Here is a 14,444-nt window from a genome sequence, read left to right as displayed (position 1 = left end):
TCGTTTGTTTGGTTACTATCGTTTTCTAATGCGGTAAAAATAGTAATTTGATAATTATTACCTGCTGGACCAGTGAGCCAATTAGGAAAAGAAACTCGAGCAGTTTCACCAGGATTTAATGGACCAGGAAAGTTTATATTCTGATTATAAATCCTCACATTACTTGAATCAATCCAACAATAAATAGGAATATTAGATTGTGGAGTAGTACCAAAATTTTTCACTACAGCAATTGGTGTTATATTTGTATTTGGGTCAACAATTCTTGAAGGATTTCTGATTGCCGAAATACCAACATCTCTTGGTGCCGGAGGCAAAAAACTTCCTTCTTCATTTGCCTTTAGATAAGTAGGTGTAGTCGTATTTGAACCATAGGTAGCATAAATTTTACCATTACAAACATTTGTCATTAGCCAACCTCTCGGAATATTCATTGGTGTCTCAGTTGTCCAAGTATTGGTGGGAATATGATATTTATAGACAATATTATCAGCATTGGAACCACCAGTAACTGAGCCACCAATAACAAAAATAACAGTATCATAATAAGAAACTGCTGAATGATAAATTCTTGGTCCGGGCATATTTGCCTTTTGTGTCCAAGTGTTTTGAACTGGATCAAATTCCCAACAGTCACTTAAAGTATTATTCGAAGCATCTGAACCACCAAAAACATACACTTTACCACCAGCACCAGCAGCTGCTGCCCATCCCCTACCAACCGGTAAACTTGCTTTTGTTGTCCAAGTATTTTGAACCGGGTCGTATTCATAAGTAGTTCCTGTTCTATTCTCATCACCGATAACATAAAGTTTATTATTCGCCACAGCACCACAACAAGCCCATCTCCCACTTGGCATATTTGCCTTTTGGGTAACTGTTTTTGTGTCAACATCAAACTCTTCACAAGTATTTAATGTTGTATGGGTTGAATCCCTACCGCCGGCTACATATATTTTATTACCAATCACTCCACCAGCACCTGCTCTTCTTGTTCTTAATAATGTCGGCAAACCAGTAGTAATCCAAGTATTAGAACTGGGAACATAGGCATAAATTGAACGAACGGAATTGGCATAACCACCATTAGCCCTACCACCTAAAAAGTAAATAGTATCCCTAACGACACCAGTTGCTGGACACCAATAACGACCAGGTGGTGGTGAGGAATCAATTATTCGCCAAGTTATTTCCTCAGTTAGATCTAATGAAACCGGTGAAGAAGGTGCTATCATATTAATTGCTTCCGGAATCCGGTCATCACCGATTAGAGAATTATTCATCGGAGCAAAGAAGGGATTATTGGCTAATATAAAAGAAAATAAAATTATTGAAAAAATAAATATTTTCTTCATCTTCTACCTCCACTTTAAATTAACTTAAATTATACAAATTTATAAAATAAAAATCAATAAAATAATATGTTATCATTCTTCTGACTGACTATTGTGCTCTTACTTACAGCTTCGTTTTACTATATTTGACCTTGCTTTTCTTTCTATCAAGGAGTTCTATCTATATAGACTAACATCCTCAAATTATTTAAGTCCTACGAAGTTCTTAAACATAAACTTATGGTTAAAGCCGTTAATAAAAGTATTGTTATTCGCACTAATAAAATTATTGTTATTACCATTAATAAAAATATTATTATTAACACTAATAGAGTTAAAAATATTCCCGTATGATAGACCTACCCCCTATTACCCCCTCCATTAGGTTTTTTCTTCTTCTGTGCAAATTTTTTCCCATTTTTTAATATATTTCTATTAAGAATTTATAACATTCTATAAACATAACTAATACAAATATAGTCAAAAATTTTGAAATGTCAAGGGAATTAAGTAAATGTGTTAAGACATAGTTAAAAGGCACAAAAAGGCAATTATATTAATAACAATCTAACCCCTTTAGAAAAACTTAAATCATTGGGGTTAATTATTATTTTAGATTATTATGCTCTTGAGTATTCGCATCTTAGGAGCCGGTAATGATGTCTTAGCCTATTAAAAAAATCTTCTTTTTATCATCTCACAAAAAGCCGATAATCGATTATCAATCAAATTTTCCGAAGTATGTTCATCTAACGAAATATCTAAAATTGGAATATTATATTCTTTACTTATCTTTTCCAAAATTCCATCAGCCATTGTCTGTGGCATACAACCAAAAGGATGGAGATGGATAATGCCCGAATAACCATCTTTTATTGCCAATAAACTATGACCAATTGTATTGGTATCTTCGCCACCAACATTATATTGCCAATATTTTTTTGCCAAATTTCTAATTTTTTTATAAATGTTATTTCCCAATCTTATTGAATGGAACCCAAGCCAAGAATGGGCAGTTAAAAAGGGATCGGCATAAAATCCTAACTCACCAAGTTTCTCAATGATTCGAAAATTAACATAAGGTTCAACAACACAAAAGGCTTCACCAACAATCTTTATTTTAGGAACAAAAGAATTAACTTTTTTCTTGTCAATTAAATTTATTAACTCTTCTCTTCCCTTTTTTCTAATTTCTTCCATTTTAAAAATATTATTTTCTTCATAGAGTTTTTTTAAATATTTATTTAAAACCTTGGTTGCGATCCCTTTCTTCTTTTCCTTTGGTCTTATTTCCATTGCCTTTCTTTCCAATTCTTCCATAATTTTTGATTTATAATAAGTTTTTATTATTGCTTTCATAAATTTCGTGATAACCTTATAATTTTTTTTATAGAGATTTTTTAAAATAAAATAAATATTTTTCCAATCTTCTCTTTTTAAAATAATGTGATTAAATTTATAACCAAGTTGTCTTAAAATTTCACTATGAAGATAGGGATAATAGCCATAACGACAAGACCAGAAACCGCTACAATGAATAATCGTATCAGCACCCATTTCTAATGCTTTAATTAAATTACCCAAGGTTAATTTGAAAGGAATACACATTAACTCTGGTGAATATCTTGTTCCTAAAACTAAAGTCTCTTTATCAGGCGGTGGCGGAATAACCGGTTCAATATCTAATTCTTTTAATAATGTTGACAAAGGAATATAAATATTACCCATATAAGGAAAAGTTGCTTTCATTTCTTTTTTATTTTGATCATATCCAAAAAGGATTCTAAACGGGTTAAAAAACTTTCCTTTTGGGTATGTTCATCAATAATTAATTGAAGGATATTAATATCCTTACAAATATTTTTTATCCGCTCATCAATTACTGCGGAAGTTCCGCAAGGAAAATTATTAATAATAATAATTCCTAAGATATTATTCTCTTTTGCCCAATGAGCGGAAAATAATAAATGGCGATGAAAATACCAAGAATATTCCCTTTCTTTATCAAAATCAAAATCTTTCTGGTAGAATTGAAAACTGGTAAGGTATTTGATTCCGATGTTATTTAAAGTATTTAACAAATCCAAACTGAGTCTATTATCAAATAAAATATAAGGATGACCGATTACTAAAATTTCGCCTTTTTCCAACTCTTTCTTTTTAATTTTTTCTTTTGCCTTTTGATAAGCCTTTAAAATTTCCTTTTTAGATAAACCAAATTTAGAAAAAAGCGAAAGATAATTTTTCTCTTCATTTCTTTTATCTTCGTCAATCACTAATTCTAATAAACGAAGATTATCAAAATTTGCTTTAATCAAATCAGGCAAACCAATAAATTTGGGACAGCCAAACAAAGGAAATTTATTCACATATTTTTTTACAAATCTTATTAAAAAAAGATAATCACATTTATCCAGCAAATATTTTATATGTCCAAAAAAAACTTTTACTGGTAGACAGATTTCGGAAGGAGCAAGTTTAGAACCTTCTTCAATTATTTTCTGATTTGTTTCTGGTGACAAAACGATTTCCCATTTCAGATTTTTAAAAAACTCAATTAAAAAATCTTTATAATAATAGTAGTATAAACCTCGTGGAATACCTATTTTCATCTTCTTGATTTTTCTTTTAAATTTATTATCATTTATTCAAATGCCGGGGTGGCGGAATTGGAAGACGCAGCGGACTTAAAATCCGCTGGACTTTTAAGAGTCCGTGCCGGTTCGACTCCGGCCCCCGGCATTCTTGATTTTTTCTAAAAATTCTCTCATTTTTTTATAATGAGTACCAGGCCAATAAATTCTTTGGCAAATTGGGCAATAACTGAAATCCTTTTGTGTTTGATAAACATAGTAAGGAACTTTGCCTTTTACTTCTTCTTTCTCTATTCTTTTTACTAGTTCGTTACAAATTAGACAGCGGGTTGCCAATTTTATTTTCTCATACAAATTAAATTTATCAAGAATAATTATTAACTGCTCTTTCGGATTATCAGTATATAAAAAGAAACAATTTTCTTTTTCTTTATAATAACTATCACGGGTGATAATTATTCTATTTTCTGTTTTGGCAATAAATTCCATCTTTAATTTATTTGCTTCCTTTTCGTATTTGGTATCAAAACCAAGCATCCTCAAATATTTTGCCAATTTACCAAGCATAAAATCACAAAAAAATTTAATCTCTGCCATAAGTAATTATGAAACTCTTTTTTTCTTCAATTATTTTGCCCGCATATTTATAACGTATAACTGCTATATAAATTCCGTTTTTTAAATTTTCTTTTGCCGGCTCCCAAATAAGAGAATATTTTTTATCTACCTTTAAATTAAATTTTTTAATTAATTTCCCTTTTAAATCAAAGATTTCCAAATCTAAATTTCCTTTTTCCGGCAAAGAAAATTCAAATTTAATTATCTTATCAAAATTTAAACAAAAAACTTCTGGATAAATTATAAAATTCTCATTTTTTCTAAAGAGAGATAACTCTAAATATTGGTAATTATTGGTGGTATCATAATCCTTTTTAGCCCTTAGTTTTACTTCAACTTTATTATAACCTAAATCAAAGGAATCCAAAAGAAAAGAAATTAAGGTTTCTTTTTTTGGTGCCAAAATATTTAATAAAATCTCTTTTTTATATTTATTATTATTAAAAATTTGAATCAAAATACTTTCGCTATTAAAAACACCATTATTTACTAATTGAACTTTAAATACACCAAAATTTTTTTCTTTATTAAATTCTTCGCAAGTAAATTTTAATATTGCTGGATCAGAAAAGAAAAATATACTATTATCCCTTCCTGGTGTTCCATACTCCCCAAGGGAAGGAAACCAATTCTCTTTTTTATCTTCACTATAAAAAGATACTCTTTCATAAGAATAGCCATCCTTAATATCTGTTGGAAAACTATCTTCTTCAAAAGGGGTACCAAAGGTAGAGGTATCATCAAAAGAAAATAAGATTAATGGGTCATTTTGTTGGAGTTCGTTACCAATAGTTGTGTTTCCAACAGTAACCACTATTAAACTTTCAGGAAAAATATAAGGTTGAACTTCACCACCCTGAGGTTCAGAAAAAGTATATTCTGGATCGAGAATAAGACAATAAGATTGGGGAGGAATTTTCGTGGTATTTATTTTAAATGTCGGATATTTTATTAAAATTGAAGAATCTTTCCAAGGAACAATAGAATCGGTAGCATCTAAATCAGTAATTTTATAAGTACTTATATCAACAGTATCATCGGAAGTATTATAAACTTCCACAAATTCATTTCTATCTTCGGGATAATATCTTCCGGTTTTACCTTTAGGATTTGACATTACCTCGGTAATAACCAATTTTGAATAGGAAAGGATTAAAAAAATAAAAAACATATAAAATTATAAAACTTAAGTATTAAAAGTCAAAAAAATAAACCCTTGACATTTAAAAAGTTTTTATTATAATTTATATAGAGGTGTGTGTTAAAAAGGAGGGATGATGTTAGAAATGGAGGGAATCAAATTCCGTCGTTTAGAATGGATTGATTATTATTTTATTGAAGATGAAAAGAAACCAGGGGTTTTTTTGCTATCCAATGATGGTGAAGTGCCGGTAAAAATTGGTCGCGCCGATGAAGATCTTTACGGAACTTTAAAAAAATTAACAGAAACCATAAGAGGAATTGATGCTGCCTATGCCTATTTCTGGGCAAAAACTACCGAAACAGCCTATGAAGCCTTTCTTTTAGAATGTGAATTATGGCACCGATTAAATCGTAATGGACAACCTCATCCTGTTCCTAAAGAACCTGATTGGCAATGTCCTTTATGCGACAAAGACTAATTTACCAAGAGAAGTAAAAATAATATATTTTTCAACTTTTTTATTAAAGATATTTTTTAAGGCAAGTTCATAAATTGCTAATTGAGAAAGATAACCTTTTGCGATTTTTTCAACCTGAGTTTCTTTAACAGGAAAAGTTTTATAATCATATAAGTAAATTTTATCATCTTCAATAATTATTTTATCAATACGTCCAAAATAGAATTTATTTCCTTTTTTGAGAATAAAGGGAAATTCTGAATAACTATTCTCCTTTTTTTCAATAATTTTTAATAAACCCTTTTCTTTTAATTTTTGGAAATGTTCTAAAATTATTTTTGCCCATTTTTCTAATTCAACATTGCTAATACCCTTTTTTTTCAAAAGTTCTTTTCCTCGCTTTTCAATTTCCTTTTCATCCAAGTTCAAATAACCTTTGCTTATTTCATCTAAAAGAATATGGAAAACTTCACCAAAAATTACCCATTCCCAAGAATGACGCTTTCTTTCTTCAGGCAATATTTTAGTAACTTCTATATATTCCACTCCTTTTTTGAATCTCGTTAATTTTTCAACCATTATTTCCGGAGTTTCTTCCTCTTTTCTTATTTTCTCTTTTTCTTTTATTTTTTTATATTCCTCTTCTACCATCTCTTTTGTTAAAATTCTTACCCCCTCAATCTTCTTTTCTGCCTTATAATGGTTGTTAATCTTTTTTATTTGTAATTTATCTATTAACCACAACAATTTTGATTCTGCGATATTACTCCCTAAAACACCAGACAAATAAAGGGCATCCTGAGCACGAGTAACTGCCACATAAAAAATTCTTTTTTCTTCGGCTATTTCTTTTTCTTTATGTTTAGAAAATTCTTCATTTTCTTTTCGCATTTCTGTTATACCTTCGCCAATATACCTTACTTTTTTCTCGTTTTCTTCAATAAATAGAAAATGTTGATTAAATCGAGAAGCAACTTCTTCGTCTAAAAACGGAACAAAAACCACCGGAAACTGAAGACCTTTGGCTTCGTGGATGGTCATTATTTTTACTACGTTCATTTCTTCGGTATTAATATTTGCTTTTGGCTCATCCTCTTTAACAAATCGGAAGAATTGAGTAATCTCTAAAAGAGTTTGATTTTCATTTTCTAACTTTTCTAAAAGGTTTAGAAACTTTTTAACATTGGCTTTTCTTTGAGGATCAGTAAGGTATCGATAAACTTCCCTTTCCTTTAGTACCTGCTCCACAAAAACTGATAACCTTTCTTTTTGATATTCTTCTAAAAGTTTTTTTAAATATTCAATATCTTTTTTTCTTTTAACATCACAATCAGCCGAATAATTCAGCAATTTCTCATAAAGATTTAACCCCTCTCTTTGGTTAATTTTTATAATCTCTTCATCAGTAAAGTTAAATAAGGGACTTTTCAATAAAAGATAAAGATTATAAGAAGAAGTGGGCTCGCTTAAAAATCGAAGAAAACTTAAAAGAAACTGGATCTCTGGTTCGTCATAAAAACCAGTTCCTTTAACCACGACAAAAGGAATATCATATTCTCTCAGTTTTTCTTCTAAAACTCTTAAATGGGTTCTCCTTCTAATCAAAATAGTAATATCTTTGTAATCACAGAGATATTTTTCTTCTTTATTAAGAGAATAAATTTCCAAGTTATTAACTATTGATTTTATTCTTTTACAAAGAATTTCTGCCTCTAATTTTCTTTTCTCCTCAGTTCTACCTTCTGCTTCAATCAGAATAATCTCTACCCTTCCACTTGCTTCGTTATTCCTTTTTTTCTGAAAAGGTGTATACTCTTTGCCAAAAATTTCGGAAAACAAGACGTTGGTAAAGTCAATAATTGCTTTTAAACTTCGATAATTATCCTGAACAATTTCTAATTGGAAATCTTCCGGGAGCCACTCTTCTAATTTTTTCTGAGCATAGTTCACAATCTCCACATTTGCACCACGAAAATAATAGATAGATTGTTTTTTATCACCCACCAGAAAGAGAGAAGGAGTTATCCCCAGTTCGCTTTTTCTTCCTTTTCCTGCTCGCCATTCTTCGGTAAGTTTATCAATTATTGCCCACTGTAAATAATTAGTATCCTGAAATTCATCAACTAAAATATGGTCAGTTCTTTCATCAAAAGCATCTAAAATATTATTAAATTCCGAATGTTCATTTAAAAGAAAATAAGCAAAAAGTTCTAAGTCAGAAAAATCCAAAATTTCTCGTTTTAACTTTTCCTCCTCGTAAAATTTTTCTACTTTTTCTTTAAAAAATTGAAACGCAATATTTCCCAATTTTTCACTGAGGGCTCTTTTTAATTCCCTTTCGTTTTCGCACGTACCCTTCTTTTGTTTTTCTTCGATTATCGCCCTTTTAGAAAATAATCTTTTTTCCCAAAAGGGAATAAGAAAATCTCTTTTTAATCTTTCGTAACCTTTAAAATTAAATTCTATCAAAAAATTGAGAAGGAGATCATAAAATTCTTCGGTTTCTTTTAGCGAACGAAAAGCATTAGCAATTGCCTTTTCGTAAAGATTTCGTGGATACTCAATAACTTCAAGATAAGAAGAGAGATTTAAAAAGAAAGAAAATCTTTTAACCAAAGAAAGACAGAAAGCATCAATGGTTGAAATTCTGATTTTATTTAAATTTTCCTTCAATTTTTTAAAAATTTCTTTATCACCTCTTGCTAAATTAAAGATTCTCTCCTTCATTTCATAGGCTGCCTTTTCAGTAAAAGTAATTGCCAAAATCTTTTCAACAGGTACTCCTTTTTTTAAAAGTTCCACATAATTTTCTGCTAATCTTTTAGTCTTGCCACTTCCTGCTGGTGCTAAAATTAATTTTGCTTTCATTTTTACTCTCTTCCACAAAGAAATTGATAACTACACATATAACACTTACTTTTGTCTACTCTATCAACCGAAAAATCTCCTTTCCTCAGCCTCTCTATGCTTTCTTTTACTGTTGATAAAAGATACTCTTCCATCTCTTTTATTTCCTTTTCTTTTGGGGTTCTTAATTTCCCTTCGGGTAGGTAATAAATTCCCAAATTTTCACATTTTAAATCATTTATTTTGTTCCACAAATAAGCATAGGCAAAAATCTGAATTAAATCTTTTTCCTGTTTCATTTGACTTAAAGAAAAAGGTTTTTGTGTTCCCGTTTTGTAATCTATAATAAAAACACCACTATTACTTTTATCAATTCGATCAATTCTTCCTTTTAAATATATTCCGTCCAGTATCTCACCTTTAATGGAATATTCCATCTTTGCTGGCCAAGGCAAAAATCCTTTTTTTCGCAAATCTTTTTCAACATCCAAAATTTGTGGAATCATTTTTTCAAATAATCTGGTGATAAAATCTTTCCAAATCGGCAAAAGTTCAAAACTCACTTCTTCTGCTAATGTTTCATTAACTTTTTGTTTGATCACTTCCGGTAGTTTTTCAATATCGGGTACTTCGGTCTGATAAAGTTTCTGCATTACTGAGTGAACAAACTTCCCCCATTCCCATCTTTCTATTGCTACCGATCTCTCTTCTTCCGAAGAAAGACCGATAACTTCTTCTAAATAGAATTGAAAGGGACATTTAAGATATTTTACCAACTGAGTTATTGAAAGTGGATTCTCTTTCGTAGCCCAATTTTTTAAACTTATTTCGGTTTTCTGAATATCAAAGAAAGGGATTTCTTTTTTTCCTTTTAATATTTGGAAATCTTCAACGCTTAAAATCGGCTTTATCTCCTCTGGTTTTATTTTCTCTCCCTCCAAAAAAGGAGTTAGTAATATTGGATTTTCGCTTTCGTAATTGTGGGTAGAAAGATAACAATTTTTTTGCACAGTTTTTAAGAAAGAATATAAATAACTTCTTTCTCGAAAAAGATGAAGGTCAGAATTGGGCAAATTAAATTCTTTTTTTAAATATTCAGGAATCAAAGGTTCGGGGTGGTAGCGACCAGGAAGGTCTTCTTCTACCAAACCAAATAGATAAAACTCACAATCTTTTATAAATGAAAAATCCCAAACCACTAAATCATGAAGGTCAATTACTTTTATTCCGGAAAATTCTTTTTCAATTCTAATCGGGGTATAACTAAAATGATAATCAATAATTTTAATAAATTTTGGAAAATCAACAGGAATAGCAAAATCTTCCAAATGGGACAAGATTTCATAAAATTTTAAAAGACCTTCATAAACAATTTCATTATAATTTCCTTTTTTGAGAAATTTTAACTGGTTAAGGAATTTCCGAAAATCAGAAATAAATTCATTTAGATAATTATTTTTTGTTAGTTCTTCGCTCAGTTCAAAGAAATTTTCAATATCTTTCATTACCTTATCTACCACTCCTCTTTTTATCAATTCTTTTATTTTTAAATCATTAGATTTCAAAAGAATATTTTTTAAAGAAAGCCAATCACTTTTTCCATAAATAATCCGTGCCATTTTTGACAGAAAATTTACATATCTTCTTGTTTCCGGAGAAAATGCTTCCAAATAAGGTAAAGAAAAAATTAAAGAAGTCTTTAAGCGAGGGTAATTCTCATCGATTGTTTTTAATACTTCTATTAAAAAAGAAAAAGGCGGTAAATCTTTTAGTTTTACCGTTTTGAATATTCCGTAAGGTAAATCAAGTCGACGAAAAACCCTTTCTAAGATATAATGATATTTTCTTAAATTAGCCGAAACTAAAACAACAGAACTCAAATTTTTCTCTTTTCGCAAATGACGCAGTTTTATTCTTTTTAAAATTCCCTCTATCTCTTCTTCAATTGTTGAATAAGCATGGATTGGCAATTTTAAAAGTTCTTCTTCTGTTATGCTCTCTTTTTGGTATTCAATTTTAGTAAAATCGGCGCAGGATAGATAAAAATCAGTAGTTTTACTTTCAGAAACAAGCAAAATTACAAAAGTCTTCTCACTATTTTTTATCAAAGTAGCAATCAATTCCTTTTCTAAATTGGTAAAATCAATAAACCCATTAATTACCAAAAATGGTAAAATTATCTTTTTTTCTTTTATTATCTCATTCGCCAAATACTGACAATCTTCTTCATCTAAAAGTTTATTCTTCTTTAAATATTCTTCATATCTTTCTTTTATCTTAAAGGCAAATTCTAAATTTTCATAAGCCTTTGGATAGGTCTCTATTTTTTTTAAAAGAGAATCTTTTATCTCTTTATTATAGTAATATTGCTTTAATTCACTAATAAACTGAGAAAGAATAACACTATAACCAAAAGTAACTTTTTCTTTCTCTTTATCCTCCAAAAGATTTAAGATGATAATTGGTTTTAAGTTCTCATTGATTGTTTTATATTCTCTTAATATCCCTTCTTTTTCTAAAATTGTTAAAGCAAATTCTTTTAAAGTATAAAAATGGGGCGGAATAAAAGAATCTTTTTTAATCAGATTGGTAAAAATAAGCGAAGCAAAAAGGTTTTGTAAACCACTAATTCCAAAATGGTAAATCTTTGAATAATCATAATTATTAGAAGAGTAAAATTCTAAAATATGAGAAAAAACCTCCTTTACAATTCCTTCGCTACTTTCCTTAACGAGATAAAGGAATTTCACCTATTTTTTATCTTCTTTATTATCGGTGATTATTTCGGCTTCATTACTTTGGGAAATATTTTGGAAAGCCAATTTTTGTAATTCTTTTTTCTTTTCCATTCTTCTTTTATATTTTAACCATCTTATATGTCTCATCCTTTTTTGCTTACTTTTACTCCGTGCCATTTTCCTCCTTTTTAATTAAGGCAATACTTTATAAACAATATCTCCTTCCCGACATTTATCTTTTACCTTTAAACCGATTGTATTGCCAACCTCTGCCTTATTAATTGGCTGATGTTCAATCTGCATCGAATCAACCGTTTGAGTAAAATCGGTTGAATGTCCTTTAATGTGAATAGTATCGCCGACATTCAAACTCTCATCAGTTATTTCCACAATTGCTACACCAATTTTTGAATAATAATGGGTAACCTTTCCTACTTTGATTTCCATTTTATCCTCCATTTAATTAATTTATTATAAAATAATTATTTTAAAAGTCAAGATATTCTCTTTATTGTCTTTTTTATCAATTTTACACATCTCTCCGGCGATTTCTTTATATCTTTAGAATAAAATCTTAAAACCCACCAACCAGAACTAGTTAATCTGTTATCTCTTTCTCGGTCATAAAATACTGCCTTTTTGGTCAAATGGTATTTCTCACCATCGCATTCAATAGCAATCTTTCCCTTCTTACCAAAGATGGCAAAATCTAAAGAATAAAAATCATTACCTTCTTTTACAAAATATTGTCTTTCGCAAGGAATGTTATTCTTCTTTAATTCAGAATAAAGTTTTTCTTCAATTGGTGAAGTGATAAATAAATCGTTTATCTCTTTGCTATTTAATAATTTTTCTAAAGTAGTAATAATAAAAATAATTCTTCTACCTTTTTTTGAAACTACCGGATTTTTTAATCTTATTAAATTTTTAATAGTTATCTTATAATAATCTTCTAAGGCATTTGGGTTATCCTTTTCTTTCGGTAATAAATCTATCCTCTTCCTAACCTCAATATTTTTCACTTTTCCGTAATATAAAATCTGCCATTTTCTTTTTCCAAAGATTTTAGGAAAATAAAAGGCAAGATATTTTATTTGTGCAATCTCTTTCGGTGCGTTCTTTACTGGTATCCGATACCATTTTTCTTTTTTAATAATCTCAAAATCCCTTTTTCTTTTAACAATGCCGACTAATGTTAAATCAGGTATTTTCTCTAAATTTTGGAACTTAAACCTTTTTCCCAACTTTCCTTTAAAATCCTTATTTCTAAATCAATAAGATTTTTATTCTGGTAGTTAATTATTAACCGCTCATCTTCTATTACTTCACCAATAATTGCTAATTTTATATCAGCCATAAAGTTTAAAAATTCTTCAATTCTATTCTCTTCTATCTCGCAAAGAAATCGGGTATTAGATTCAGAAAATAAGATTACATCTGGTCTTTTAATATCTTCACCTAATAAAACCTTTTCTAAATCAATTTTACATCCTAAATTATTTGTAAAGGTCATTTCAGATAATGTAGTTCCTAAACCACCGTCGGATAAATCGTGAATAGATATTATTAAACCCTGATTAATTGCCTGAAAAATCTTTTCCATAATTCTTTTTCCTTTTTCCGGATTTACTTTCGGAACCTTGCCAAAATTTTTATTGAATAAAGAAAAATATATTGAACCACCAAGTTCATTATAGGTTTCGCCAATTAAAACAATTTTTGATTTTGGTTTCTTAAAATAAGAAGTAGGAGTTTTGTTTATATTAGGAACAACTGAGACCGCAGAAATTAATAAGGTTGGTGGAATAGCGATTATTTTTTTTCCACTTTTAAATTCATTATATAAAGAATCTTTGCCGGAAATAAAGGGAACTCCATAACCTTTGGCGGCAAAATAGGCACCAAAACAGGTCTCCACAATATCACCCATTACCTCTTCTCTTTCAGGATTACCAAAACAAAAATTATCTAATATTCCGGTTTTATTTATATCACCACCGCAACAGGTAATATTTCTCAATGCCTCATCAACAACCGAAGCTGCCATCCAATAAGGAGAAATCTCACCATAAGAAGGATTTATTCCGCAGGCAACTGCTATTCCAATATCTTTCTCTTTTAATGGCTTTAAGACTACACCATCAGAAGGACTGCCTTCTAATAATGGTTTCAAAACTGTTCCTCCTTGGACTTCTAAATCGTATTGTCTAATAATCCACTCCTTAGAAGCAACATTTTCATTTTTTAAAATATTTATTAAAAGTTCGTTATAATCTTTTATCTCCCAATCAATCTCTTTTATTATCTCTTTTCTCTTAAAGATTGCCCTTCTTTTTACAGTTGGCATTCCATTATGAAGAAAATCTAAATCTATCTCGCCAACAATCTTATCTTGATATTTTAAAATTAATTTCTTATCATCTCTTAATCTGCCAATTATTGTTGCTTTTACATTATGTAAATCGCAAATCTCTTTAAATCTTTTAAAGTTTTCTTCGGGCATAAACAGTACCATTCTTTCTTGTGATTCAGAAATCCAGATTTCCGTATAACTTAATCCCGCATATTTTAAAGGCACTTTTTCTAAATAAACTTCGGCACCAGTCTTCTCACTCAGTTCACCAATCGCCGAAGAAAGTCCGCCACCACCACAATCAGTTATCGCATTAAAAAGATTCTCATCCCTTGCCTGTAAGATAGCATCAACTATTT

Annotated in this window: 12 protein-coding genes and 1 tRNA gene; 2 read left to right on the top strand and 11 right to left on the bottom strand. The window is 29.7% G+C overall.

The features are described 5' to 3' along the window. The 3 genes from ABIK75_01035 to ABIK75_01025 form a co-directional block, all read right to left on the bottom strand. Positions 1-1,355: kelch repeat-containing protein (locus ABIK75_01035; GenBank protein ID MEO0089681.1), on the bottom strand; the 1,355-nt coding region annotated here is incomplete at its 3' end. Between the two features lie 651 nt (positions 1,356-2,006). After that, positions 2,007-3,083 carry a 2-hydroxyacyl-CoA dehydratase gene (locus ABIK75_01030; protein ID MEO0089680.1) on the bottom strand — a complete coding sequence of 359 codons (1,077 nt, stop codon included), beginning with the start codon at positions 3,081-3,083 and terminating at the stop codon, positions 2,007-2,009. Further along, positions 3,080-3,946, bottom strand: a complete 867-nt coding sequence (locus ABIK75_01025) for an acyl-CoA dehydratase activase-related protein (protein MEO0089679.1) — start codon at positions 3,944-3,946, stop codon at positions 3,080-3,082. Before ABIK75_01025 ends, ABIK75_01030 begins: the two co-directional genes overlap by 4 nt. Positions 3,947-3,988: 42 nt before the next feature. Here ABIK75_01025 and ABIK75_01020 point away from each other — a divergent pair. Continuing rightward, positions 3,989-4,076, top strand: a tRNA-Leu gene (locus ABIK75_01020). Here the strand turns inward: ABIK75_01020 and ABIK75_01015 are convergent. Both ABIK75_01015 and ABIK75_01010 read right to left on the bottom strand, forming a co-directional pair. Beyond that, positions 4,040-4,525 (bottom strand): Mut7-C RNAse domain-containing protein, encoded by a 486-nt coding sequence (locus ABIK75_01015; GenBank protein ID MEO0089678.1) that lies wholly within the window; start codon positions 4,523-4,525, stop codon positions 4,040-4,042. The genes ABIK75_01020 and ABIK75_01015 overlap by 37 nt on opposite strands. After that, positions 4,512-5,717, bottom strand: a complete 1,206-nt coding sequence (locus tag ABIK75_01010) for a lamin tail domain-containing protein (GenBank protein MEO0089677.1) — start codon at positions 5,715-5,717, stop codon at positions 4,512-4,514. Before ABIK75_01010 ends, ABIK75_01015 begins: the two co-directional genes overlap by 14 nt. A 115-nt stretch (positions 5,718-5,832) precedes the next feature. Here ABIK75_01010 and ABIK75_01005 point away from each other — a divergent pair, with 115 nt between their 5' ends. Continuing rightward, a complete protein-coding gene (locus ABIK75_01005; protein MEO0089676.1) occupies positions 5,833-6,168 on the top strand; it encodes a hypothetical protein in 336 nt (111 codons plus the stop codon). Here ABIK75_01005 and ABIK75_01000 read toward each other — a convergent pair. From ABIK75_01000 to ABIK75_00975, 6 genes are all read right to left on the bottom strand, one after another. Continuing rightward, positions 6,151-9,015 carry a UvrD-helicase domain-containing protein gene (locus ABIK75_01000; protein ID MEO0089675.1) on the bottom strand — a complete coding sequence of 955 codons (2,865 nt, stop codon included), beginning with the start codon at positions 9,013-9,015 and terminating at the stop codon, positions 6,151-6,153. The genes ABIK75_01005 and ABIK75_01000 overlap by 18 nt on opposite strands. A gap of 2 nt (positions 9,016-9,017) precedes the next feature. Further along, complete coding sequence (locus ABIK75_00995) at positions 9,018-11,744, bottom strand: PD-(D/E)XK nuclease family protein (GenBank protein ID MEO0089674.1); 2,727 nt, start codon at positions 11,742-11,744, stop codon at positions 9,018-9,020. Then, complete coding sequence (locus ABIK75_00990) at positions 11,745-11,909, bottom strand: hypothetical protein (GenBank protein MEO0089673.1); 165 nt, start codon at positions 11,907-11,909, stop codon at positions 11,745-11,747. A 15-nt stretch (positions 11,910-11,924) separates the two neighbouring features. Continuing rightward, complete coding sequence (locus ABIK75_00985; GenBank protein MEO0089672.1) at positions 11,925-12,179, bottom strand: translation elongation factor-like protein; 255 nt, start codon at positions 12,177-12,179, stop codon at positions 11,925-11,927. A 47-nt stretch (positions 12,180-12,226) separates the two neighbouring features. Beyond that, entirely contained in the window at positions 12,227-12,976 is a 750-nt protein-coding gene (locus ABIK75_00980; GenBank protein MEO0089671.1) for a DUF559 domain-containing protein, read from the bottom strand. Next, positions 12,946-14,444, bottom strand: a 1,499-nt coding sequence (locus ABIK75_00975) for an AIR synthase-related protein (protein ID MEO0089670.1), incomplete at its 5' end; no start/stop codon positions are given. The genes ABIK75_00975 and ABIK75_00980, both read right to left, overlap by 31 nt.

This window comes from candidate division WOR-3 bacterium (assembly GCA_039801725.1).
Classification (GTDB): domain Bacteria; phylum Hydrothermota; class Tepidihabitantia; order Tepidihabitantales; family DTDR01; genus DTDR01.
This window is presented reverse-complemented; position numbering and strand designations above follow the sequence as displayed.